Below are 24609 nucleotides of genomic sequence, written 5' to 3'. Positions count from 1 at the left end.
ATGGTTGAAACCATTCGCTATGTTCTAAGGTTGTGTTTTTCTAGATCATACCCCGAGGTTTCAACCTTGGGATGCATTTTGTTGACATTTTGATCATCTCCAAATGGTTGAAACCATTCGCTGTGTTCTAAGGTTGTGTTTTTCTAGATCATACCCCGAGGTTTCAACCTTGGGATGCATTTTGTTGAGACATTTTGATTGGCTCCAAATGGTTGAAACCATTCGCTGTGTTCTAAGGTTGTGTTTTTCTAGATCATAGCCCGAGGTTTTAACCTTGGGTTCCATTTTGTTAAGGCATTTTGATCGTCTCCAAATGGTTGAAACCATTCGCTATGTTTTAAGGTTGTGTTTTCGCCTTATTGATTTTAAATTTTTCCAGTTTCCCAAACTAAAGATAAATAGTATAACCCGCCAATTGATGGGCCGCCAAGAATTGAAGTATATGGTTTATTTAGAATATTAGTTCCGCCCAATTTTGTTGTTAATCCGGTTTTCTTAAAGTTATAATTTACCTGAGCGTCCATCGACCAATACGCCGGAACCGTTCCTGAAACTAAAAAAGAAACATAATCAAAATTGTTTTGATAACGAGCTGTTACGCTTGCACCAAGATTCTGCCAAATATTATTTGCCATTAAAGTTCCGTTTACATTAAATTCAGGCGTATTAAAACCGTCTTCAAGACCATCTTTATCATCTGTTCTGTCAAGTTTGGTATACGTTAGATTTGTTAGCGCCGTAAAAGTTTCATCAATTCGATATTTTAAGCCTAAACTTCCTCCGTAATTGTAAATTTTACTTTGCGAATTTGTCCATAATCGATATCTGTTTTGCGTATTTTTCGAATATAAAGCTGCCGGAATCAGATTAGGATCTGTGGTATTCGCAATACTCGCTTCGACCTGAGCGATAAAGTTTTTATAAGAGTTGTAATAAAAATCGGCATCAATAAAAAGGTTTCTGTTTAAAGCTATTCCTTTAAAACCAAACTCAAATGATTTTACAAATTCAGGTTTCAGATACGTGTACGGATTTTTCTGAATCGTATTTTTATTCTTTTCGATTGCAGCAGCCTGAGTTATTCCAAGCGTATTGACGTCGTTATTTACCTGCGCCTGAAATTTATCGATCGAAGCTTTCGTATATGAATTCTCAAAAATACCGTCAGACATAATTCGCAAACCGCCAACACGTTTTACACCGCCGGAATTTACATTAGAAAATCCTTCGAAAATACTTGGAAAACGATACCCATTTTGATAAGAAGCTCTAAAACTAATAGTTTCTTTTGGCGAATAAACCGCTGTAAACTGAGGCGTGAATTTGGCATCAAAATAATCTGCTTTATCAATTCTTAAAGTAGCGCCTAATCTTAATTTATCATGTAATAAATCTTTTGTCAACTGCGTAAAACCGCCCGTTTTTTGATAGGTTAAGTTTTCAGAATCATTTTTTGGGTTAATAAAATAATTTCCGTCAGGAACGATTATGTAGTTTCTGTAATCGACACCACTCAATAATTTCACCTGTATTTTTTCGAAAAAGGAAACAAAGGCTTTATCCCAATTAATTAAACCTTCGCCATGAACCAAAGTCGATTTTACACGCAAAGCCGCACCAATATCCCAATTATTAATGTCGATTAATTCATTTTTCTTTTGTTCATAAGCTTCAGTTCCGGGTTCAAAACGTCCCTGATCAGATTGTGTTCTGGCTAATTTATGCGCATCTGCAACTGTTGCGCCATTTGTTACAGCATTTTTATAAGCGGTGCTGTAATCTTCAAACCATTTATCATCAGATTTGTAAGCGCGATCCATGTTTTCTGCCAATGAGCGTAAGTTGTATGAGTTTCCCGTATTTTCGGTTGTAGCGTATGCTTTAACCTGAAAAACCGGAGTGTGATAATCGGCTGAAAATTGATTCAATGTATAATCATCTAATCGAAATCTGTTTGAACGCTGATAAATAGTATTAATCAATGCTGTTTTATACGTCACGGCAAGTTCATGATCTTTTTTCGGACGGAAATAAAAACCAACATCAGCTTTGTAATTTTTGATGTCATAATCTGTAATATCCGTTTCGCGATATCCGGTTCTGGCAACCACATAATTTTTGCCGTTTAGATTTAAAGTTTTTCTGTTTGCCGATTCATTTCCGTAACCGTTAACTTCATCATACGCCGGATTATCAGTTCCGAATAAATTCGTTGAAGCATTTGCATTTGGCGCCAAATCAGTTCTGTCGTCTGCAACCCAATCAGTTCCGCCAGTTGTCGAAGCATTAATTTTGAAGGCAAATTTTTCGTTGAAAGCCTTAGCAAATCTTAAATTAAACTGCGAATATATTTTCGGTGAAAACCGGTCAATATTTCCCACATGATTTACGCCCGTCAATTGCTGAATACTTACGCCCTGATATTCAAATGGATTTTTAGTCTGAATATTGGCCAAACCATTTATGGCGTTCATTCCGTACAAAGCCGCCGCCGTTCCCGGAATAATTTCGATTTTATCAATATCCAGATCATTCGCGCCAAGAGCGTTTGCAATTGGAGCACCCAAATGTGGCGCCTGATTGTCGATTCCGTCAACCAATTGCGCGAATCTTACGTTTGTTGAATTGGCGAAACCTCTTGTATTAATGACTTTAAAGCCCACACTTGGCGTTATAATCTGAACTCCTTTTACATTTTCAAGCGCTTCATAAATACTTGGTGAACCCATTTTTTTGGCTTCCGCCGATTTTAACTGCTCGATACTTATCGGCGAACGCATAATATTTTCAGATCGGCGTGAAGCGGTAATGACAACTTCATTTAAATCTTTTTTTTTAATGCTATCCTGATCTTTTTTTGAGTTTTCGATTTGTGAAAAACTTTTCAGACTAATTAAAAGCAGGAATATGCAGCAATATATTTTCATGATTTAGATTTAATTTCAGTATGTTTTAAAATGAATACTGACGGTTAAAAAAAATGGTTTTAGTTATTTTAAATGAAAATTACGATTTAGAATTTTAAATTTTGTGTTTCTTTTAAAGCAAAATCTTTAATACGTTTCTCTATTTCGTAAAAAATGGTAATTGCTTTTTCTCCGGCTTCGGTTAATTTTGCCCCGCCGCCGCCTTTTCCTCCAAGTAATTTTTCTACCAAAGGACTTTCTGCACGCTGATTCATTTCTTCGACTAATTGCCACGCCTGGCGATAAGACATCTTCATTTCTTTTGCGGCATTGGTAATAGAACCGGTTTTCCGAATATTTTCTAAAAGCCAGATTTTTCCAATTCCCAGAAACGGACCTTCGGTTTCTTCAATCCAAAGGCGAACTTCAACAGAATATTTTTTGCTATTATCCATTTGATTCTTTTAATGATGTACAAAAATAGCTATTATGTTGTAATAATATTCTTTCTTTGTTTATTTTGTGCCGGATTGAAATACAGCCTTACAATATAATTTGTTCCTCCGGAACTTGTAGTAAATTGATATATTTTGCTACGTATTAAATGTAAATTTAAGTATTTTTACGTAATTAAAACATAAGTATTTTTTATTTTATTTGTTTGTCAACGAAATAGCTTTGGTACAATCTGTAATAAATGTAAATTTGCGAACTTAATTCGGTAACAAAACCTTTGAACCTTTGTTACTCTGAACCTTTGAACCTAAAGTAGAATGAAATACAATCCAAACGAAATCGAAGAAAAATGGCAAAAATATTGGGCTAAAAACCAAACTTTTGCTGCAAGTAATAATTCTGAAAAACCGAAACATTATGTTTTGGACATGTTTCCTTATCCGTCTGGAGCGGGATTACACGTTGGGCATCCGCTCGGTTATATTGCTTCAGATGTTTATTCTCGTTTCAAAAGACATCAGGGTTTCAATGTTTTGCACCCAATGGGATACGACAGTTTTGGATTGCCGGCAGAACAATATGCGATTCAGACCGGGCAGCGTCCGGAAGATACAACACGCGTAAATATTGACGGTGGAGTTGATAAAGAAGGAAAACAAATTGCAGGATACAGAAAACAATTAGATAAAATTGGATTTTCATTTGACTGGGCGCGTGAAGTGCGTACCTCAAATCCTGATTACTATAAACATACACAATGGATTTTTATTCAATTGTTTAATTCGTGGTATTGCAAAAAAGAAAACAAAGCCTTTGATATTGCTGATCTTGTAAAAGTTTTTGAAGGCGAAGGAAATAAATTGGTTGAAGCAGTTTGTGATGATAACGTCGCAATATTCACAAAAGAAGAATGGAGATCGTATTCTGAAGATGAAAAAGAAAAAATTCTTTTGCAATACAGATTAACGTATTTGGCCGAAACCGAAGTAAACTGGTGTCCAGGTTTGGGAACTGTTTTGGCAAATGACGAAATCGTAAATGGCGTTTCTGAGCGTGGAGGATATCCTGTTATTCGTAAAAAAATGACGCAATGGAGCATGCGAATTTCTGCTTATGCTGAGCGTTTGCTGCAAGGTTTAAATGATATTGACTGGAGCGAATCTATCAAAGAATCTCAAAGAAACTGGATTGGGAAATCTGTTGGTGCTTTGGTAAAATTCAATGTAAAAAATCATAACGAGATTATCGAAGTATTTACAACTCGCCCTGATACCATTTTCGGAGTAACTTTTATGACTTTGGCGCCGGAACATGATTTGGTGGCTAAAATTGTAACGGCTGATCAAAAAAATGCCGTTGAAGCGTATATCGAAAAAACAGCAAAACGTTCAGAGCGTGAACGTATGGCCGATGTAAAAACAATTTCGGGCGTATTTACCGGAGCTTATGCAGAACATCCTTTTACAAAAGAACCAATTCCGGTTTGGATTGGCGATTATGTTTTGGCAGGTTACGGTACTGGTGCTGTAATGGCGGTTCCTTGTGGAGACGAAAGAGATTATGCTTTTGCGAATTTCTTTAAAGGTCAAAACGGAATGCCGGAAATCAAGAATATTTTTAATAAAGATATTTCCGAAGCTGCTTTTGGAGCTAAAGAAGGATTTGAATTAGTAGATTCTGATTTCCTAAACGGATTAAATTATAAAACAGGAACTCAAAAAGTAATTGCCAAACTGGAAGAAATAGGTCAGGGAACCGGTAAAACAAATTACCGTTTGCGTGATGCTGTTTTTTCGCGTCAGCGTTATTGGGGAGAACCTTTCCCGGTGTATTATGTAAATGGTTTGCCAAAGATGATCGATGCGCACCATTTGCCAATTATTTTACCGGAAGTAGAAAAATATTTGCCAACCGAAGATGGTTTGCCTCCGTTAGGAAATGCAACAATCTGGGCTTGGGATACTAAAAATAATGAGGTTGTTAATACAGATTTGGTTGATAATTTCGAAATATTCCCTCTTGAATTGAACACAATGCCAGGTTGGGCAGGAAGTTCATGGTATTGGATGCGTTATATGGATGCGCACAATGAAGACGAATTTGCAAGCAAAAAAGCATTGGCATATTGGGAAAATGTAGATTTATATATTGGCGGAAGCGAACACGCAACTGGGCATTTATTGTATTCTCGTTTCTGGAATAAATTCTTAAAAGACAAAGGTTTTGCTCCAACCGAAGAACCATTCAAAAAACTGATCAATCAGGGAATGATTTTGGGAACTAGTGCTTTTGTTTATAGATTAGAAGGAACAAATACTTTTGTTTCTAAAAATAAAATTGGTGATCAAAAAGTGCAGCCAATTCACGCTGATGTTTCAATTGTTAATTCTTCTGATGAATTAGATATTGAAAAATTCAAAAATTCAAGAGAAGAATATCAAACGGCAGAATTCATTACAGACGAAAACGGAAAATACATTGTAGGCCGCGAAGTCGAAAAAATGTCAAAATCTAAATATAATGTTGTAACTCCGGATGATATTTGTAATGAATATGGAGCTGATACATTACGTTTGTACGAAATGTTTTTAGGGCCTTTAGAACAAGCAAAACCTTGGAATACCGCTGGAATTTCAGGAGTTTTTGGTTTCCTTAAAAAATTATGGAGATTGTATTTTGATGAAAATAACGGCTTAATCGTAAACAACGATGAACCAACAAAAGACAATTTGAAATCATTGCATAAAACCATTAAAAAAGTAGCCGAAGACATTGAGAGTTTTTCTTTTAATACTTCAGTTTCTCAGTTTATGATTTGTGTGAATGAATTGTCAGCTCAAAATTGTCATTCAAAAGCAATCTTAGAACCATTAGCAATTTTGGTTTCGCCTTACGCGCCGCATATTGCAGAAGAATTATGGTCACAATTAGGACATTCAACTTCGATTTCAACAGTTGCTTTTCCGGTTTTTGATCCAACACATTTGATTGAAACCAATAAAGAATATCCGGTTTCTTTTAACGGAAAAATGCGTTTTACTATCGAATTGCCTTTGGATTTAACCGCAGCACAAATCGAAGAAATCGTCATGAAAGATGAAAGAACACAAAAACAATTAGACGGAAGAACTCCAAATAAAGTGATTATCGTTCCTGGAAAAATCATCAATTTGGTTGGTTAAGTAAATAAATTTTCAATATAAAAATTCCAAATTCCAATTTTACGATTGGGGTTTGGGATTTTTTTTTGCATCAAAGTTTGTAGAGTTTCTTTGGCTTTTTTTCGACACGAATTCACGAATTCAATTCTTGTAAATTCGTGAATTCGTGGCGAAAAAAACATACTCAAAGTTGGAATTTGGAATTTTTTTATTGAAATTTTTCATTTCCCTTGTAACATTTTAATAGTTCTCGTATCCAAAGGGCGGATCCGATTATTTATCAACTTAAATCTATTAAAATGAAAAAGTATATCATCTTGATTATCGCATTCTTATTTTCTGCATTATGTTTAAATGTCTTCGGACAAACAAAATCATATCCTTTTGAAGTAACTAAAACCGGAAAAGGAAAACAAGCTATCGTATTTATTCCCGGATTTGCCTCTTCAGGAGATGTCTGGAAAGAAACAAAAGTAAATTTCGAAAAAGATTTTACCTGTTATACACTTACAATGGCAGGGTTTGCGGGAGTAAAACCACAAGGAACTGCAACATTCAAAAATTGGGAAAATGAAATTGCCAATTATATAAAAGACAATAAAATTGAAAAGCCAATTGTAGTTGGGCACAGTATGGGCGGAGGATTAGCATTGGCAATCGCTTCAGATTATCCGGATTTAATTGGTAAAATTGTAGTCGTTGACGCGCTTCCTTGCCTTGCCGCTTTGAGCGATCCTTCTTTTAAATCCAAAGAAAATAATGATTGTTCTGCAATGGTTACCCAAATGACCGCAATGACAGACACGCAGTTTTATGATATGCAAAAACAGACAATGCCAAGACTTTTGCAGGACACCTCAAAACTAGAAATGGTGGTGGATTGGAGCGTAAAATCAGACAGAAAAACTTTTGCAGAAATGTATTGTGATTTCTTCAATGTCGATTTGAGAGAGAAAATTGCAGCGATAAAATGTACGTCACTGATTTTGTTAGAGTCTTATTTTATAAATTTAAAACCTGCAATTGAAGAGCAATATAAGAATTTGAAAACGGCTAATTTTCAATACGCGACTCAAGGTTTGCATTTTATTATGTATGATGATACAGATTGGTATTTAACTCAGCTAAACAATTTTATAAAATCTTAATATGGAATTTGAAGATATCTATAAAACGTATTGGGATAGAATATTTCGACTTTGCATGGGTTTTGTCAACAATTATGATGTTGCGCAGGATCTGGCTCAGGAAACGTTTATTATTGTTTGGCAAAAGCAGGAAACGTTTAGAAATGAATCCAGTATTGGAACCTGGATTTTCAGAATCGCCTCTAATAACTGTTTAAGGCAAATCGAAAAAGAAAAGAAATTCCTGAAATCAGATTTACCAATCAACCTGACCGAAGAAAAACAACATTCATTAGAACCACAAATTCAGTTTTTGTATCAATGTATTGCCGAATTACCGGAAACCGAACGTATTATTATTTCACTGGAATTAGAAGATGTAAAACAGACTGAAATAGCTAAAATCGTAGGACTTTCTGAAGCTAATACAAGAGTGAAAATTCACAGAATAAAAGAAAAACTGACTCAAAAATTCAAAGAAAATGGACAACAATAATATAGATTTTAAAGATTTATGGAAAAAACAAACCGTAAGTCAGCCCAATATAGAAGATTTACTGGCAAGATTAAAACAATTCAAAAAAGTGGGTTTACGTTGTTTATGGATTACCAATATTTTGCTTTTAGCAACCTGCGCTTTCATTGTTTTTATTTGGTATTTTTATCAGCCGGAATTTATTTCGACTAAAATTGGAATAGTAGTAATGATTGCGACTATGGTTATTTATCTTCTGGTTTATAACCGACTTTTGACCATTTATAAAAATATAGATGCCACTCAAAGTAATCAGGAATATGTTGAAAAACTGATTTTAATTAAAAAGAAACAGCAATTTATACAATCTACAATGTTGAGTTTGTATTTTATTTTACTCGGAATTGGAATTTCTTTATATATGTATGAATATGCGGTTAGAATGACAATTTTCTGGGGAAGTTTTACCTACGGAATGACTTTTCTCTGGATGATGATTAACTGGTTTTTTATTCGTCCAAAGCAAATTAAAAAACAGCAGGCAAAAATAAATGCATTGATTGAAAAGTTTGAAGAAGTAAATAAACAATTAATGTAACCGATACTTGTTTTGAAATTATATAAATTCCAGGTTCTACTGTATGTTAGAATTTGGAATTTTTTATTTCAGAATCTTTTTTAAAGATCTAAAATTGAATGTCAAAATGACATTTTTTGAAATTGGTTCGTAAATTGCTGTTTGTTTTGTAACTTTAATTTCAATCAAAAAATCAAAAAAAATGGGAAGTGGATATTTAATTATTGCCGGCGCAATTATGTTATTCAGCTGGCTGGTGAGTTCAAAATTAAAAAGTAAGTTCGAATTATACTCTAAATTGCAATTACGAAACGGAATGAGTGGTGCCGAGATTGCCGAGAAAATGTTGGCCGATAACGGAATTTATGACGTTCGTGTTATCTCAACTCCGGGTCAGTTAACAGATCATTATAATCCGAGTGATAAAACCGTAAATCTAAGCGAAGCAGTTTATAATCATCGTAATGCGGCGGCGGCTGCAGTTGCGGCACACGAATGCGGACACGCAGTACAGCATTCTATTGGTTATGAATGGTTAACAATGCGTTCTAAATTAGTGCCAATTGTAAGCGTAGCGTCAAACTATGTACAATGGATTTTGTTAGCCGGAATCTTGATGATTCGTACTTTTCCGCAATTATTATTAGTTGGGATCGTCATTTTTGCCGCAACAACTTTGTTTACGATTATTACTTTACCTGTAGAATATGATGCGAGTAATCGAGCGCTTGCCTGGTTAGAAAACAAACACATGTTGACACAAGAAGAGCAGGCAGGAGCAAAAGACGCTTTAAAATGGGCGGCAAGAACGTATGTTGTAGCAGCTATTGGGTCAATCGCGACTTTATTGTATTATATCTCGATTTATTCAGGAAGTAGGAGGAATTAATTTTAATGTGGTAATTAGATAATTAGATAATTTATAAAAAACCCGATAGATTTTAAAAAATCTGTCGGGTTTTTGTTTTGTGATTTATTTTGTAACGTTGTGTCAGGCTGAGCGTAGTCGAAGCCTTTGTGAGCCTTAAGCGTTTGACTACAATCAGGATGGCAATTGTTTTTATATACAATTTTAGGCATTATCTAATTATCAAATTGCCACATTATCTAATTCTAAAGCTGAATCTGCCTGTCAATCTGCTGATCTAACGATATAAAGGTTTCTGTTCTGGAAACACCTTCTATAGCCTGAATTTTAGTATTTAAAAGCTGCATTAAATGTTCGTTGTCACGGCAAATAATTTTTATCAAAACCGACCAGTTTCCGGTTGTGTAATGACATTCTAAAACTTCGGGAATTTTTTTTAAATCTTTTACCGCTTCTGAGTTTCGGGAAGCTTTGTCAAGGTAAACCCCAACAAAAGCCATTGTATTATAACCTAAAACTTTAGGGTTTACGGTAAATTTTGATCCTGAAATCACACCGGATTGTTCCAGTTTTTTTAAACGCTGATGAATCGCCGCTCCGGAAATCCCTATTTTGTTGGCAATTTGTAAAATAGGCTTTCGGGCATCATCCATTAAATAACGAAGGATTTCTTTGTCGATACCGTCGATTTCGATTAAAAGGGAGTTGATTTTCATAACTTATAATTTGAAACTATTTATTGTGATTTGGGTTTAGAATAGAAATCAAATGTAGTTAAAATGGGTTGAAAAAGAAAATTCGAATCATATCTTAAATTCCAAAGCTCAAATTCCAAATTCCAATACATAGCAATAATGCTAAGAAGGAAAATTATCCGAAAGTATTAAAACATAGCCCAAGGTTTCAACCCTGGGAGAGGAGTTGTGATTACAATATCAATTAAAACGAAAAAATTCCAAATCCCAACAAGAAAGTTGGAATTTGGAATTTTATAAATTTTATATTTTTAAAAGAAATTATTTTCCTTTGTTTGCTTCGCTAATATATTTTTCTAAAGCCATTGTCATAGAAGGTGTTTCAGGAGTTGGAGCAAGAATATCGATTCTTAAACCATAATCTAAAGCTTCTTTTTGAGTTGTGCTTCCAAAAACAGCAATTCTGGTATTGTTTTGTTTAAAATCAGGAAAGTTTTTAAACAATGATTTAATTCCGGTTGGGCTAAAAAATGCTAAAATATCATAATAAACATCTGCCAAATCAGATAAATCACTCATTACAGTTTTATAAAAAACAGCTTGCGTCCAGTCTACTTTTAAACCATTTAAGGTTATAGGCGCATCAGCATTTAACTGATCAGATGCAGGAAGCAGGAATTTTTCGTCTTTGTATTTTTTAATTAGTGGAGATAAATCAGCAAAATCTTTTGCACCTACATAAATTTTTCGCTTTCTGTACACTACATATTTCTGCAGGTAAAACGCAACTGCTTCAGATTGACAGAAATATTTCAATCCTTCAGGAACTTTGTAGCGCATTTCGTCCGCTACTCTGAAAAAATGATCTACAGCATTTCTGCTTGTCAAAATAATCGCAGTGTAATGATTAAGGTCGATTTTTTGTAATCGAATCTCTTTCGCGTTAACCCCTTCCACATGAATAAATGGTCTGAAATCAATTTTTATTTTGTGTTTTTGTTGGAGCTCAAAGTAAGGAGAATTTTCCACTTTAGGTTCAGGCTGTGACACCAAAATTGTTTTCACTTTCATATTATAAACATTTACTAAGCCGCCTCTTTTGTTATCCAATAATACATGAAATAATAAGGGGCTATTTCAAGAGCGCAAAGATATAAAATAAAATAAAATAACTTACTGATTATTGCATTTTGATACGTTTTAATTGAAATAAAGTAGGAGAATAGGCTTATACACAGCGCAATGCCTATTATCACTAGCGGGACAATCTTTGGAATATTGTCATAATAGAACAAAATAGCGTTAAATGGAAGGATTAAAACCCCAATGTAAGTCCTGTAAGTTGCTTTTTGAAGATTGAAAAGGCTTACAAATTCATCAATGTTGAAAGAAGTTGCAACGATTTTTTCGATTAAAAATTTCCCCAGAATAAAATAAAGTAAAAATGTAGCGATCTGAATGTATAAAACCCAATTTGTTTTTGATGCATATCCGAAAATATGCAGCGTAAGCAAAATGAAAAATGAAAACGAAAGAATCTGTACAAAAAACAGCCCAACAATAAAGCTGCCTTTTAAGTTGCTGGTGTCACGATAAATTTTTGCATACTTATCAGAAAAAATAAGTTTGCTAAATTCACTAAATCTCGTTTCGTAGGTCGATTTAGTAATGGCAACAAGAGCAAAGGCCACCACAAATAAAAGTGTTGCCCAATCTTTGTTCTCTAGAATTCTGGGTTGTAGGTGTTCAATCATAGCGTTACAAAATTAGTAATTTTTTGTATCAATACTTTTATTATAAATTTATTATGAATGAAATGGCATAAAAAGTTTACTTTTGCGATGAAATTGCCAAGAAAAATGAACGATTGTATTGTCATAATCCCCACTTATAACGAAATAGAAAACATAGAAAGTATAGTAAGAGCTGTACTTTCGCAACATAAACCTTTTCATCTTTTAATTATTGATGATAATTCTCCGGATCATACTGCAAATAAAGTAATTGCGTTGCAGGAAGAATATTCCGGCAGGTTATTTTTAGAGCAAAGAGCCAAAAAATCAGGTTTAGGAACAGCTTATGTTCATGGTTTTAAATGGGCTTTGGCACGCAAATACGATTATATTTTTGAAATGGATGCCGATTTTTCGCATAACCCGAATGATCTTGAAAAATTATTTGACGCCTGTCATTTTGGTGGTGCCGATTTAGCCATTGGTTCCCGTTATGTTACAGGTGTAAATGTGGTAAACTGGCCTTTAAGCCGTGTATTAATGTCGTATTTTGCTTCGGTTTATGTAAAATTTATTACCGGGATGAAAATTCACGACGCAACAGCGGGTTTTGTTTGTTATAAAAGAGAAGTGCTGGAGAAAATAAATCTCAACAAAATAAAGTTTGTAGGTTACGCGTTTCAAATCGAAATGAAATACAGGACTTATTGCGCTAAATTTGAGATTACTGAAGTTCCCATCATTTTTACTGACAGAACAAAGGGAGTTTCAAAAATGAGCAATGCCATTATAAAGGAAGCTATTCTTGGCGTAATTTCACTTCGATTAAAAAAATTAGTCAATACATTATAATACCACGGTAATGAACAGGATTTTAATAAAGAATGCTAAAATTGTAAACGAAGGATCTATTTTTGAAGGCGATGTCCTGATCGAAAACGACTTAATTGTCGAAGTGGCAGACAGCATCAGCCTAAAAACTTCAGATTGTATCGTGATAGATGCCGAAGGAAATTATTTAATGCCTGGCGCAATTGATGATCAGGTACATTTTAGAGAACCTGGACTAACGCACAAAGGCGATATAGAATCTGAATCGAGAGCTGCTGTTGCAGGAGGTATCACTTCTTTTATCGAACAGCCAAATACGGTTCCAAATGCAGTTACTCAGGAAATTTTAGAAGATAAATATCAAATTGCTGCCGTAAAATCATATGCAAATTACTCGTTTATGATGGGTGCAACTAATGATAATCTGGGGGAAGTTTTAAAAACAAATCCAAGAAATGTTGCCGGAATCAAAATCTTTTTAGGTTCTTCGACCGGAAATATGCTGGTTGATAACGAGGCAACTTTAGAAAGAATATTTTCAAGTACGCCGATGTTAATTGCGGTTCATTGTGAAGATGAGGCTACAATTCAAAATAATCTAAAGCTTTTTAAAGAGCAATATGGTGACGATGTACCGGTAACGGCACACCATTTAATTCGTAGTGCAGAAGCTTGTTATATTTCATCGTCTAAAGCTGTGGCACTGGCTAAAAAAACCGGAGCACGTTTGCATATTTTTCACCTTTCGACTGCGAAAGAAATGGAATTGTTTTCGAATAAAATTCCATTGGAAGATAAAAAAATTACTGCTGAGGTTTGCGTACATCATCTTTGGTTTACCGATGAAGATTATAAAACAAAAGGAAATTTCATTAAATGGAATCCTGCTGTAAAAACAGCTGAAGACAGGAAAGAACTCTGGAAAGCCCTGAATGATGGTCGTATTGATGTTATTGCAACAGATCACGCGCCACATACAAAGGAAGAAAAAAATCAATCATACCTGAATGCTCCTTCTGGCGGGCCTTTAGTTCAGCATGCTGTCGTGGCGATGTTTGAAGCGCATCATCAGGGAAAAATTACAGTTGAAAAAATCGTTGAAAAAATGTGCCATAATCCGGCTAAAATTTTCAAAATCGAAAAAAGAGGTTTTGTAAAAGAAGGTTATTTTGCCGATTTGGTAATCGTAAATCCAAGTTTGCCATGGAGCGTTAAACCAGAAAATATTTTAGCAAAATGTGGCTGGTCTCCTTTTGAAAATTTCACTTTTAAATCGAGAATTACCCATACTTTTGTAAATGGCGAATTGGTCTATAATAACTTTAAGGTGAAAGACATTCGTAACGGGAAAAGATTATTGTTTGACAGATAAAAGACTAAAATGAAGAATTTTGTATTTATAATATTGGTTTTATTTCTTGCTGTAAGTTGTAAAAAAGAATTGGTAAAAGAACCAAAAGGGCTTATTGCGAAAGAAAAAATGATTGGTATTATGTATGATTTGTCTATTTTGGACGCCATAAAATATAATACTCCATTGTCTTTAGATTCTTTAGACGGAAATCCGAAGAAATTTATTCTGAGAAAATATAAAGTAGACAGTTTGCAATTTGCCCAAAGTAATATGTATTATGCGGCTGATTATGAGAACTACAAAGATATGTTTGATCAAATTTCAAAGCGCTTAGAAAAAAATCAGAAAAAAGCAGATTCACTGTTGAAAATTGAAGAGAAAAAAGCAGCGAAAGCAAACAAAGATAAAAAAGAAAAACCAACAGAACCTGCTCCAAAATTGAATGATATAAAGCCTGTTCTAAACAAGGCAAGTATTGATTCTATAAGAAAAGCAAGGCAGTTAAGAAAAAAATAAGCTACAATTTCGATACGTCTTTTATGTATTGATGTACATCTAGAAAAACCGTTCCCAGAGCGGTTTTTATTTTTTCATTAGAATATAGATTTTTAGAATAAGAAGCTTTTGCGGTTGCTTTGGTTAAACTTCTTTTTTGAAAAAACAGAGTTGAAAATATTGCATCTGCAATCCAAAGGAAATTCATGAATAACGGACTTGCATGAATGCCTGGTTTTTTGACTTTTAAAGCTTCGGCAATAGTATTTAGAATATCTCTGAAAACAATATTGTCTGCAATTAAGGTAAAACGTTCGTTTTTGATCGTGCTTTTCATTAATTCATTAGCAATTTTCACGACGTCATTTATCGCAATAAATCCAGTACTTCCCAAAGTATAAAACGAAAGACCGTTAGCTACTTTTTGGTACAATTCAGCACTTCCTTTTTCATGTTTTTTTGTTTTCGGAATTGGCCCTAAAATGACTCCCGGATTTATAATAATAATATCCAGACCTTCCTGAACGGCGCGCCAGACTTCCATTTCGGCACCATATTTAGAAATGGCATAATCGCTGTGAGGTTTTTCAGGATTCCAGTCGGTTTCTTCGGTAATATAAGTTTCATGCGGGGCTAAATCTCCCAAAGCTGCGATCGAACTTACAAAGCAGAATTTTTTTATTCCTTTGGCTAAAGAAAAATTAACCATATTGGCTGTTCCTTCGATATTAGTTTTTCGAAGCGCGTCTTCATCTTTTGGATCAAACGAAATTAAAGCGGCGCAGTGGTAAACATAATCAATGTCAATAAAAGCAATTTCAAGCGAAGGAACATCTAAAATATCGGCTTCAAGCCAATTAATCTTTTTGAATAAATCACCTTTTTTATACAATTCAAAAACCGATTTTGTTTTTTGAATGTTGTTTTGGTTTCGGTAAATTGCCCGAACGTTTTCTCCATTTTCAATTAAATGAAGCAATAAATGTGCGCCAACTAAACCTGTTCCTCCAGTTACTAATATCATTTTGTAAAGATAACATTTTTGATAAATCAATTAATAACATGATTCATTCTTAAATATCGAATTTACTTTATAATTGTAAAAAAAAAGCAATGGATGAATATTTATTTGATTAAATATTTCCATTGCTTATGTTTATTTAATTTTCGTTTATCTGTTAGAAAATAGAATATGCAAAAACCAAATCAATAGCTTTGTATTCTGCAGAAAAACTATGGTAATCGCGTAATAATTGTTTTTGAGTATTACCTCTAATTTCGGCACTAAATTTATTTTTGAAGTTATAGCCTAATCCAACAGCAAAGTTAGAACCTGAGTTACTTTTGTTTTCTACATTTTTATCAAATGATATACTTGCTTTTCCGTTTACATCAAAGGAATATGCGGCATTTACGAAAATTTTCGAATTTTTATTTAGAAGGAAATAGTAACGTAATCCTATCGGAAGCTGAATACTTGTATATTTTATTTCTACATTACGGGTTGTTAAAGGAGAAACCAGGAAAGGGCCAGGTCTTTTATAATCTTTAGTGTTTTCATATTTTTGATACATTGGATTTAAAAAGATACTCCATTTATTTTTATTAAAAGGAAGTACATATTCTGCTTCCAAACCTATTTTAAAACTAGTTTTGCTGTCTAATTTTACGTCTGTTGATGGTAGATCGCCATCATTCATCGTTAGTGAAATAAAGCTAATTCCCGGAGTTATTTTTAATGAAAAATGATCTGTACTTGTTTTTGAAAGTTCACGGGATGTTTCTTTATTGTTGCTGTTGTTGTATTTTAAAAAGTATTTGGTAAGGTCAGATTTTTTATATCTTAGGTTTTTAAGATCGCTCTCGGTTATGCTTGCTGATCTTACATTATTATTTAGCTGTTGCTTGTAATAATTGTTTTCTTTTAATTCTCCTGTCGATTTACCGTCTTCCATTATGATGTATTTTAAGAATACAAGCTGTTCCAATGGAATTGTTTTTGTTTCGTAAAAATATCGGATAAGATTTTCATCTTTATAAGAATAAAGTGTTGCTTCGCCTTCAACTAATAATCTTAAAAAAATGGTGTTTTCTTCCCATACTGGTTTTCCGGTTTGTGATACTTTAGTTAAATCATCACTGGAGCGATCCATTTTTATTTTTGCTCTTTTGAAGGTAGTAATATTATCGATTCCAAATTCCTGAACATCAGCAATAGTTTCTGTTTTGTAATCATTGTCAGTAATCTGGATCTTAAATTTAAAATCTATTGGATTATTTCCCCAGTCTAAATTTTTTATAAAGCATTCCGTTCTTTTTCCATCGTTAGAGATGAAATACCCTTTTTCAAATGAAATTTGAGCGTTGGTAATAGTGTAGTAAAATAATAATGTAATTAGTAATATTTTTTTCATAGGATAGGTTTTTGGTGCGACAAAACTAGAAAAAAGAGAATGGTGATCTTTACGGGTTCCCGTAATTTTTATTTATTTAATTAAGTATTTTTTCAATAAGCTGATGTTTAGTTGATTATATATATAGTATTTTTTAGATTATTTCAAGACTTAAAAATTGAATTGTTTTAGAAAAGCAATTTCTACCGTAACACTAAAGGAATTAATTATATTTGCACAAATTATTTTAAAAAATGAAGAATCTAGTTGAAGAATTAAAGTGGCGCGGGTTATATCATGATAGCATGCCAGGAACGGAAGAACAATTGCTGAAAGAAGTAACGACGGCTTATATAGGTTTTGATCCAACGGCAGATTCACTACATATTGGTAGTATGGTTCAGATTATTTTATTGGTTCATTTAAAGAATTTTGGTCATCAGCCTATCGCTTTAGTAGGTGGTGCAACCGGAATGATTGGTGATCCATCCGGAAAATCTGATGAAAGAAATTTGCTGAACGAAGAAACTTTGGCTAAAAATGTTGCCGGAATCAAAAGTGTTTTATCTCGTTTCTTAGACTTTAATTCGACTGATAAAAATGCTCCGGTTATGGTGAATAACTATGACTGGATGAAAGAATTCTCGTTTATTGATTTTGCACGTGAAGTTGGAAAACGTATCACGGTAAATTATATGATGGCGAAAGATTCTGTAAAGAAAAGATTGAGTGGAGAAGGAGAAGGAATGTCTTTTACCGAATTTACATACCAGTTAATTCAGGGTTACGATTTTTATCATTTATATAAAAACAACAACTGTCTTTTGCAAATGGGAGGTTCTGACCAATGGGGAAATATTACCACTGGTACAGAATTAGTTCGCAGAATGGGAGGAGAAAGTGCAAAGGCATTTGCGTTAACAACGCCATTAATTACAAAAGCTGACGGTTCTAAATTCGGAAAATCTGAAGGTGGAAATGTTTGGCTGGATGCTGATAAAACTTCGGTTTATAAATTTTACCAGTTTTGGGTAAACGCTACAGATGTTGACGCTGAAAAATATATCAAAATCTTTACTTTCTTAGATAAAGAAACAATTGATGCTTTAATTGCAGAACATCAGGCGGCACCACATTTAAGAGTTTTACAAAAGAAATTAGCTGAAGAAATCACGATTTTTGTTCATAGCAAAGAAGAGCTGGAAAAAGCAATTCAGGCTTCGAATATCTTATTTGGAAATTCTACTGCAGAAGATTTGAAACAATTGGATGAAGCGACTTTTTTAGAAGTTTTTGATGGCGTTCCGCAAGCTGAAATCGCAAAAGCAGATTTAGAAAGCGGATTGGATATTGTTGCTGTTTTAAACGAAAAAACAGGTTTCTTTAAATCAAACGGAGAAGCAAGACGCGCTTTAACGGCAAATTCAATTTCTGTAAACAGAGAAAAAATTAAAGAAGATTTTGTATTAACGGCAAATGATTTGATTAATAATCAATTTGTGTTATTGCAAAGCGGGAAGAAGAATTATTTTGTGATTAGAGTGGTTTAATTGTTTAATCGGTTAATTGTTTAATCGTTAATAAATAAAAAAACGATTAAACGATTTAACAAATCAACGATTCAACATTAAAGAACCATCAAATTACAACCACGAATATCAGAATTATCAAAACGTCCCAATACCTCGAAAGAGTTGTTGGGATTTTTTTTGCCTAAATCCTGAGTCGCGATGAAAGAGCACGAATTGATGTTGGCTAAATCAATAACGTTTATTCCGCCTGTTTTTCCGTCTTTCACGTAAGTGAGCGCGTCTTCGGGATCACGCACTAAAATATGCATCCAGGAAGGACATTCGAAAACTCCTTCGCCTAAAGAATACGCCTGCGCTAAAAGTTCTGTCATTCCATATTCTGAATGAATGGCAGAAACGCCAAAACCTTTGCAAAGCTGTTCGTGAAGTTCTTCGCGAATCATTTCTTTGCGTTTTCCTTTCATTCCTCCGGTTTCCATAATAATGGTATTTTGAAGCTTGAACTGATGTTTTTCGATTAAATCTAATAAGGCATAAGTAACACCAATTAAAATCACATTTTGACCGGATTCATCCAAAGAAGTCAGCTTTTTAATTAAGTCGTCATGATTGTGTAAATAAAAGCCGCTTTCAGGCTGATTGGATAGTTTTATTAAGTCTTCGACCATATAAATAAGCGAAGACCCATCGCGTTCGAGATATGACGGCAAAAGCGCTAAAACGACATAATCTTCGATATTGCCGTAGAATTGCGAAAATCCGTTGCGGTAACTTTCCTCATATAGGGAAACATCGGTCACTAAATGTCTGCTGGTAATCATTCCGGTTGTTCCACTGCTGGTAAAAGTAACCTGAGCCGGATCGTTATTGGAAACCACATTGTGGCTTTTAAAAAACTGAATAGGTAAAAACGGAATTTGCTCCAATGATTTTACCTGTTGCGGATTTACTTTTAAAAAATCGCAGAAATCACGATATACAGGATTATTCTCGTGTTGAAAACGAAACACTTTTAATGCTATTTTTTCAAATTGTTTCTGACTCGAAATCGTAAATATATCGCTGGCTGTGATCAAAACTTTTTTTGTGCAAAGGTAAGTATAAATGTAAATAGTTTTCAGTTTTCAGTCGCAGTTTTCGGTCTGTCCGACTATAGCCAAAATAGGCAATAAAAAAGCCCCAATGTTAATTGGAGCTTTTAAATATATTTTATGCCTTTTACCTAATGATAAGTTTTCGGGTTGCAGAGGCATTTTCTTCACTTATTTTTATGATATAAACGCCAGGAGCTAAATCTGCAACGTTAAGTTCTCTGGTAGATAAATGTCCTTGTAGGACTTTTTTCCCCAGTACATCAAAGACAATAATTTCTTTTTCTAAATCGTTTTTAGATGTTATATAAACTTTGCCATTTGTAACAGGATTAGGGTACAAGCTAAGCCCCTCAATGGTAGAACCGTCTTGAGGTTTTGGTAATTGCTTACTATTATCCTGCGCTGATGCTGTTATAGTAGTAAAGAAAAAAGCCAATAAGAGTATAATATAAAAGTAGTTTTTTGCCATCGCTTTATTTTGATTAATGTAAATATACAAAAAAAATTACAAAAATGACGCCAAAAAAAAACATCCTAAATATTTAGGATGTTTTTAACATTTATATATGTTGTATTCTTATTTGATTAAGCTTACACCGTCAACAGTAGCCCAAGCGCCAGTAGTTAAAACAGCTCCAGTAGCTGTAGTACTAGTTACGAAATTTGCTACAGGGAAAGTTACTGTAAAATCAGGTACACCTGCGATTGGAGTAACATTTGTTGTGTTAGAGATTTTCACATTCAAAAGTTTAATTTTTCCTGTATTTACCTGGTGAGTATTGGTTGCAGCATCTAAGATACTAACAGCGCTTCCATTATATGTAGTTCCATTAAAAGTGAAGTTACCATAACCATCAATCACGATGTTGCTGTATTCTCCGTTACCTTCTCTTTTGAATTGAAAAGCATCAACTTGGTTGTCATTTGCTTCAGGAACGTTACCAGCTTCTCTTTTTAAAGTAATGTTAGAAACTTTTGGTCCGAAAGCATTATCATTTGCAGAAGCTTCGATTTCCATTCCGTAGTTACCTTTTCCAGTTTGGTAAGCATACCAGTTTGTATTAGCAGTACCTTGCCATCCATCTTGCCAGTCAAATGAGTCATCCCAGTTTCCGTAAGAAATAGCGTTTGTCATGCTTACAGTTCCTCCGAAGAATTCGAATCCGTCATCAGCACCTTTGTAAGATACTAAGTGATCTAATTTTGTTCCAGAACCTACTGAATAAAAAGTAAAACCATTGTTTTCTTTATTACCATCAGCTAATTTAGATCCTGCATATTCTACTCTTGTGTATGATAATGAACCACTATTGTCAGTTGCATTTGTTCCACCATAAGTAATTTTGTTACCATCTTCAGAAGTACCAGTAGTTAATCCGCCAGCAATAAGTGCAGGAGCATTTCCGTAAATAATAATTCCACCCCAAGATCCAGGAACTTTAGATTTTTCAGTAAATACAACTGGTTGATCAGCAGTACCGTTAGTAATTAATTTTCCACCTTTTAGAACAACTAATGCGTTGTCTCCAGTAGCTTTATCGATAGTAATTGTTGATCCTGCATCAAAAGTTACAGTTACACCATCATTAATTTTTACAATTCCTTTTAAAGTGTAGTTACCATAAGCAAAAGTTTTGTTTGCAGTGATAGTACCCGTGATTTCACCTGTTGCTGGTGGAGTAACCGGAGTTGTATCATCACTACTTGAGCAAGAATTTAAAAATAAACCCGTAGCAAGAGCTAAAGCAAAAAATTTAGTTTTCATAGTTGTGTTATTATGTGTTTTTATTTTTATCAAAATTAGAACGGAAATCTTTTTCAGGTGTTATCTGAATATTACTTTACAGTTACCAAAAAACAATTATAATATTAAGAGAATGTTAACTGGGTTTTGTTAAAGTAACTAACAAAAAAAGCTCCAGATATCTGGAGCTTTCATTACTATATGTGTTAAATGAGTTTAAAAAGTGTATCCTAATTTTAGAGAAAATCCAACTCCTTTTTTGTAGCTGTTAGCTAAGTGTGATTGTTCGGCAAAAGGTAAAGTTCCTTCGTTTCCAAATTCAAGTTTTCTTTCAGGATTTAACAAGTTATCTGCAGTAAATTTAATATCAAAATGTTCTGATATTTTGCTGCCCCAAACAAGGTCTAACTGTGAAACAGGTAATTCATAAGTATGATCCTGACCATTTGTTCCTACTGCAAAAATTCTTTTTCCGAAAACGCCATATACAAGAGACATTGTATTTGTCCAGTCTTTTGCTAAATTGAATTCATATTTTAAATCTGAGTTTACTAACCAATTTGATGCTCCTTGTAAATTTCTTGAACCTTTGTGTGTTTCAAGTGTAGTAAGTCCTGCAGTAATTACTCCATCTTCATCAATTGAATCATATGTAGGACTCACATTTACTTTTGTAGCCATTACTGTTGTGTTAAGACCAAATGAAAATGCAGATAAACTTTCGCTGATTCTGTCTAATCCTAAAAGGAATTCAAATTCTGCTCCATATAAATTAGCGCTGTCAGAATTTAAGAAGGTTGTAATAGTTCCTGATGTAGCATTAGTAACAAATGTTCTTTCAATTGGGTTATCAATATATTTTCCAAATACACCAACAGCAAACATTTCTTTAGCACTAGGAAAAAGTTCGTATTTTAAATCAACATTATAGTTATCACTGTTTTTTAATATAGAATTTCCCTGTATTGCAGTTCCATCAGCATTTTGATAGGTGATAGGGAACGATTCCATTATTACTGGTTTTGTGTAAGTTTTACTTGCCGCAAAACGCAGGTTTGATTTCTCGTTCATAAGATATTTAACATTCAAAGAAGGCAAAATATACAAGTTGTCGTATTTAAGTATTTTAAACGGATCAGTAAAACTTCCTAATCCTCTATAGTGAGTTTCTTTTAGGGTACTTTCAACTCGAACACCTGCATTCACTTCGTATTTGTCAGCAAATTTCAAAAGTAAATTTGTGTAACCGGCATTTGCACTTTCGTCAAGTTTTACTTTATAGGTTGTATTTGAGTTTTCCTGAAAATAAACATTCGAATTTGTTACAAGATCACTTTCAATTTTATCGTTAATGGTATTTAAGTCATATGCAAAACTAGGACCCTGAATAGCAACAAATCGGTAAGAAGATTCCATTTTAGACATATTGCCATTATAACCAATAGTTAATTTATTTTGTTTGTCAGTACCTTTTCCGAATTTCAGACTGTATTCTGCCATAGCAGAAATAAATGAATTTCCATCTATAGTTAAATACTGACGCAGGATATTGTTGTAAGCAGTATTAATTACACCATCGCTTTGTAAAGTACCAGAAAGAACTTTTCTGTCCGGTTGCTCATACTTTGTATCAGCATAAGAAACGCCAGCCTTTATGTTTTGATTTTTGTCTTCTGTCAAAGCATATTCTCCACCTAATTGTAAGTTTAAATAATCGCTTTTCTCTAACTGATTGGTACGGATAAGAGTATTTTTAATCGCAGGAGTACTTTCCGATTGTCCAAATTGATCTTTTATTGAGTTTAAAGTTGTCTTAATGTATAACGTATTAAAATTTAATTTTAATCTATTTGTATTATAGTTTAATCCTAATAATGAAGACGTAGTAGTTTTAAAACGGTACTCTGTAGTTAAAAAATTATTAGCATATACTGAAGGTGAATTTATATTCATAGTTCTTTCAGCACCTTCTCTAATCGCATAGTTATTATCATAATTAATAGATAATAAGTAAGAGAAATTACGGTCGTCGCTTAAATTAAATTTCTCAGCGTGCAATAAGTTTAAACTTGAATTTAAAGGAGCTTTTGTTTTATTAACATTAAAACCTTTATTACCATTTATTGAATTTAATGATTGATCTGTTGTGAAAACTTGTTTCGTTGCTTTATCTCCAAGGAAACTTGGTAACTCTCTGTCTTTACCATTAAATCCAAAAAAACCTGCAGCTGTATCTGCATCAGTAGATAATAAGAAATCCTTAAAGCTGTTTCCAGTTGTATAACCTGCTCCAATATTTATTTTCGTAATACTTTTTGATGGCTTTGAAGTTTGAATATTAAATGTTCCACCTGCAAAATCTCCATAGATATTAGGGTTGAATGTTTTATAAACATCAATAACCCCCACAATGTTTGTTGGAAACAAATCAAGAGAAACTATTTTAGTGAATGGACTGTTTGATGGGGCAGCAAGATCATTAATTAATAAATTGTTGTATCTGTCTTCAAGACCACGAACAAATAAACCTCTTGAACCTACTTTTGAAATACCGGTAATTTTTGTCAAACCTTCTTCAACATCATTAACACCTTTTCTTGACATTTCCTGAGCACCAATACTTTGTTTAATTACAACAGCATTTTTTTGATCTAACAATAAAGCTGTTTCTTTTTCTCTGTTTACAGAAGATGACTTTACCACAACATCCTTCAAAGTATAACCAGCTCCAGAAGAAAGTGCCTTGTTTACAGTTACAGTTTGGTTAGCTTCTACCGTAGCAGGAACTTCAACAGATTCATATCCTAAAAAGCTTAGGATTACAGTATAATTTCCAGGGTTTACAGAAATTGAATATTTTCCGTCAATGTCAGTGTTAGTACTAATGTTTGTTCCTTTAATTAAAATATTTGCAAAAGGAAGAGGTGCATTGTTCATTTCTTTGTCGGTTAATGTACCAGAAATTGTACCTTTGTTTTGAGCGATCGAAATCGTGCAGATAAATAATGTAAATAATAGAAATTTTAGATTGAATTTCATTTTAGTTGTGTTTAATTTATTTTTTTGCAAAGAAAGAACCGCCCTGTAAAGTTCATGTTACGCACTTGTTATGTTTTTGTGTTCTGTAGATTATCAAATTGTTATGAGATTAAATTACCGTTAACGCGG

General features: G+C 33.6%; 20 protein-coding genes. 9 read left to right on the top strand and 11 right to left on the bottom strand.

What is annotated here, in order from left to right; translation table 11 throughout:
* Positions 1-365 precede the first annotated feature (365 nt).
* Positions 366-2927, bottom strand: coding sequence for a TonB-dependent receptor (locus AC3QL1_RS03120; protein ID WP_492495007.1), 2562 nt, complete (start codon positions 2925-2927; stop codon positions 366-368).
* A gap of 86 nt (positions 2928-3013) precedes the next feature.
* A complete protein-coding gene (locus tag AC3QL1_RS03115; RefSeq protein ID WP_492495006.1) occupies positions 3014-3361 on the bottom strand; it encodes a winged helix-turn-helix domain-containing protein in 348 nt (115 codons plus the stop codon).
* A 318-nt stretch (positions 3362-3679) separates the two neighbouring features.
* On the opposite strand from AC3QL1_RS03115, the gene leuS reads away from it, so the two are divergent.
* From leuS to AC3QL1_RS03090, 5 genes are all read left to right on the top strand, one after another.
* Positions 3680-6544, top strand: coding sequence for a leucine--tRNA ligase (gene leuS / locus AC3QL1_RS03110; protein WP_492495004.1), 2865 nt, complete (start codon positions 3680-3682; stop codon positions 6542-6544).
* A 278-nt stretch (positions 6545-6822) separates the two neighbouring features.
* Positions 6823-7671 (top strand): alpha/beta fold hydrolase, encoded by an 849-nt coding sequence (locus AC3QL1_RS03105; protein ID WP_492495002.1) that lies wholly within the window; start codon positions 6823-6825, stop codon positions 7669-7671.
* 1 nt (position 7672) lies between these two features.
* The gene (locus AC3QL1_RS03100) at positions 7673-8146 is read left to right on the top strand and encodes an RNA polymerase sigma factor (protein ID WP_492495000.1); all 474 of its coding nucleotides are present in this window, start codon (positions 7673-7675) and stop codon (positions 8144-8146) included.
* Positions 8133-8723, top strand: coding sequence for a hypothetical protein (locus tag AC3QL1_RS03095; protein ID WP_492494998.1), 591 nt, complete (start codon positions 8133-8135; stop codon positions 8721-8723). The genes AC3QL1_RS03100 and AC3QL1_RS03095 overlap by 14 nt, the downstream gene beginning before the upstream one ends.
* Before the next feature lie 181 nt (positions 8724-8904).
* Complete coding sequence (locus tag AC3QL1_RS03090) at positions 8905-9591, top strand: zinc metallopeptidase (protein WP_492494996.1); 687 nt, start codon at positions 8905-8907, stop codon at positions 9589-9591.
* 224 nt (positions 9592-9815) lie between these two features.
* Here the strand turns inward: AC3QL1_RS03090 and AC3QL1_RS03085 are convergent, their stop codons facing one another.
* From AC3QL1_RS03085 to AC3QL1_RS03075, 3 genes are all read right to left on the bottom strand, one after another.
* Positions 9816-10286 carry an Lrp/AsnC family transcriptional regulator gene (locus AC3QL1_RS03085; protein WP_035681816.1) on the bottom strand — a complete coding sequence of 157 codons (471 nt, stop codon included), beginning with the start codon at positions 10284-10286 and terminating at the stop codon, positions 9816-9818.
* Positions 10287-10586: 300 nt separating this feature from the next.
* Positions 10587-11336, bottom strand: coding sequence for a uroporphyrinogen-III synthase (locus AC3QL1_RS03080; RefSeq protein ID WP_492494994.1), 750 nt, complete (start codon positions 11334-11336; stop codon positions 10587-10589).
* A 14-nt stretch (positions 11337-11350) separates the two neighbouring features.
* Positions 11351-12019, bottom strand: a complete 669-nt coding sequence (locus AC3QL1_RS03075) for a DUF4271 domain-containing protein (RefSeq protein WP_492494992.1) — start codon at positions 12017-12019, stop codon at positions 11351-11353.
* Positions 12020-12124: 105 nt separating this feature from the next.
* Between AC3QL1_RS03075 and AC3QL1_RS03070 the strand changes: the two genes are divergently transcribed.
* Genes AC3QL1_RS03070 through AC3QL1_RS03060 form a run of 3 tightly spaced genes read left to right on the top strand, consistent with a single transcriptional unit; the run spans position 12125 to position 14699 of the window.
* A complete protein-coding gene (locus AC3QL1_RS03070) occupies positions 12125-12850 on the top strand; it encodes a polyprenol monophosphomannose synthase (protein ID WP_492497527.1) in 726 nt (241 codons plus the stop codon).
* Positions 12851-12860: 10 nt separating this feature from the next.
* The gene (locus AC3QL1_RS03065) at positions 12861-14201 is read left to right on the top strand and encodes a dihydroorotase (protein ID WP_492494989.1); all 1341 of its coding nucleotides are present in this window, start codon (positions 12861-12863) and stop codon (positions 14199-14201) included.
* 9 nt (positions 14202-14210) lie between these two features.
* Positions 14211-14699, top strand: a complete 489-nt coding sequence (locus AC3QL1_RS03060) for a DUF4296 domain-containing protein (RefSeq protein WP_492494987.1) — start codon at positions 14211-14213, stop codon at positions 14697-14699.
* 1 nt (position 14700) lies between these two features.
* Here AC3QL1_RS03060 and AC3QL1_RS03055 read toward each other — a convergent pair whose 3' ends face one another.
* Complete coding sequence (locus AC3QL1_RS03055) at positions 14701-15702, bottom strand: NAD-dependent epimerase/dehydratase family protein (protein ID WP_492494986.1); 1002 nt, start codon at positions 15700-15702, stop codon at positions 14701-14703.
* 154 nt (positions 15703-15856) lie between these two features.
* Entirely contained in the window at positions 15857-17092 is a 1236-nt protein-coding gene (locus tag AC3QL1_RS03050) for an outer membrane beta-barrel protein (protein WP_492494985.1), read from the bottom strand.
* Between the two features lie 233 nt (positions 17093-17325).
* On the opposite strand from AC3QL1_RS03050, the gene tyrS reads away from it, so the two are divergent.
* Positions 17326-18621 carry a tyrosine--tRNA ligase gene (gene tyrS, locus AC3QL1_RS03045; RefSeq protein ID WP_492494983.1) on the top strand — a complete coding sequence of 432 codons (1296 nt, stop codon included), beginning with the start codon at positions 17326-17328 and terminating at the stop codon, positions 18619-18621.
* 77 nt (positions 18622-18698) lie between these two features.
* On the opposite strand, the gene AC3QL1_RS03040 is transcribed toward tyrS, so the two are convergent.
* From AC3QL1_RS03040 to AC3QL1_RS03025, 4 genes are all read right to left on the bottom strand, one after another.
* On the bottom strand, positions 18699-19679 hold the full coding sequence (locus tag AC3QL1_RS03040; RefSeq protein WP_492494982.1) for a LuxE/PaaK family acyltransferase: 981 nt from the start codon (positions 19677-19679) through the stop codon (positions 18699-18701).
* Between the two features lie 142 nt (positions 19680-19821).
* Positions 19822-20166, bottom strand: a complete 345-nt coding sequence (locus AC3QL1_RS03035) for a T9SS type A sorting domain-containing protein (protein WP_492494980.1) — start codon at positions 20164-20166, stop codon at positions 19822-19824.
* A 108-nt stretch (positions 20167-20274) separates the two neighbouring features.
* Entirely contained in the window at positions 20275-21462 is a 1188-nt protein-coding gene (locus tag AC3QL1_RS03030; protein ID WP_492494978.1) for a beta-helix domain-containing protein, read from the bottom strand.
* A 195-nt stretch (positions 21463-21657) separates the two neighbouring features.
* Entirely contained in the window at positions 21658-24480 is a 2823-nt protein-coding gene (locus AC3QL1_RS03025) for a TonB-dependent receptor (RefSeq protein ID WP_492494976.1), read from the bottom strand.
* Positions 24481-24609 lie beyond the last annotated feature (129 nt).

Source organism: Flavobacterium sp. GW823-FHT04A11, assembly GCF_058796535.1.
The sequence above is the reverse complement of the archived record's forward strand: the minus strand, read 5'-3'. Positions and strand labels throughout refer to the sequence as shown.

What these genes read in the sequence shown, in the direction of transcription:
- AC3QL1_RS03120 (WP_492495007.1), bottom strand. Translation starts at nt 2,927, where the DNA reads ATGAAAATATATTGCTGCATATTCCTGCTTTTAATTAGTCTGAAAAGT.
- AC3QL1_RS03115 (WP_492495006.1), bottom strand. Translation starts at nt 3,361, where the DNA reads ATGGATAATAGCAAAAAATATTCTGTTGAAGTTCGCCTTTGGATTGAA.
- leuS (WP_492495004.1), top strand. Translation starts at nt 3,680, where the DNA reads ATGAAATACAATCCAAACGAAATCGAAGAAAAATGGCAAAAATATTGG.
- AC3QL1_RS03105 (WP_492495002.1), top strand. Translation starts at nt 6,823, where the DNA reads ATGAAAAAGTATATCATCTTGATTATCGCATTCTTATTTTCTGCATTA.
- AC3QL1_RS03100 (WP_492495000.1), top strand. Translation starts at nt 7,673, where the DNA reads ATGGAATTTGAAGATATCTATAAAACGTATTGGGATAGAATATTTCGA.
- AC3QL1_RS03095 (WP_492494998.1), top strand. Translation starts at nt 8,133, where the DNA reads ATGGACAACAATAATATAGATTTTAAAGATTTATGGAAAAAACAAACC.
- AC3QL1_RS03090 (WP_492494996.1), top strand. Translation starts at nt 8,905, where the DNA reads ATGGGAAGTGGATATTTAATTATTGCCGGCGCAATTATGTTATTCAGC.
- AC3QL1_RS03085 (WP_035681816.1), bottom strand. Translation starts at nt 10,286, where the DNA reads ATGAAAATCAACTCCCTTTTAATCGAAATCGACGGTATCGACAAAGAA.
- AC3QL1_RS03080 (WP_492494994.1), bottom strand. Translation starts at nt 11,336, where the DNA reads ATGAAAGTGAAAACAATTTTGGTGTCACAGCCTGAACCTAAAGTGGAA.
- AC3QL1_RS03075 (WP_492494992.1), bottom strand. Translation starts at nt 12,019, where the DNA reads ATGATTGAACACCTACAACCCAGAATTCTAGAGAACAAAGATTGGGCA.
- AC3QL1_RS03070 (WP_492497527.1), top strand. Translation starts at nt 12,125, where the DNA reads ATGAACGATTGTATTGTCATAATCCCCACTTATAACGAAATAGAAAAC.
- AC3QL1_RS03065 (WP_492494989.1), top strand. Translation starts at nt 12,861, where the DNA reads ATGAACAGGATTTTAATAAAGAATGCTAAAATTGTAAACGAAGGATCT.
- AC3QL1_RS03060 (WP_492494987.1), top strand. Translation starts at nt 14,211, where the DNA reads ATGAAGAATTTTGTATTTATAATATTGGTTTTATTTCTTGCTGTAAGT.
- AC3QL1_RS03055 (WP_492494986.1), bottom strand. Translation starts at nt 15,702, where the DNA reads ATGATATTAGTAACTGGAGGAACAGGTTTAGTTGGCGCACATTTATTG.
- AC3QL1_RS03050 (WP_492494985.1), bottom strand. Translation starts at nt 17,092, where the DNA reads ATGAAAAAAATATTACTAATTACATTATTATTTTACTACACTATTACC.
- tyrS (WP_492494983.1), top strand. Translation starts at nt 17,326, where the DNA reads ATGAAGAATCTAGTTGAAGAATTAAAGTGGCGCGGGTTATATCATGAT.
- AC3QL1_RS03035 (WP_492494980.1), bottom strand. Translation starts at nt 20,166, where the DNA reads ATGGCAAAAAACTACTTTTATATTATACTCTTATTGGCTTTTTTCTTT.
- AC3QL1_RS03030 (WP_492494978.1), bottom strand. Translation starts at nt 21,462, where the DNA reads ATGAAAACTAAATTTTTTGCTTTAGCTCTTGCTACGGGTTTATTTTTA.
- AC3QL1_RS03025 (WP_492494976.1), bottom strand. Translation starts at nt 24,480, where the DNA reads ATGAAATTCAATCTAAAATTTCTATTATTTACATTATTTATCTGCACG.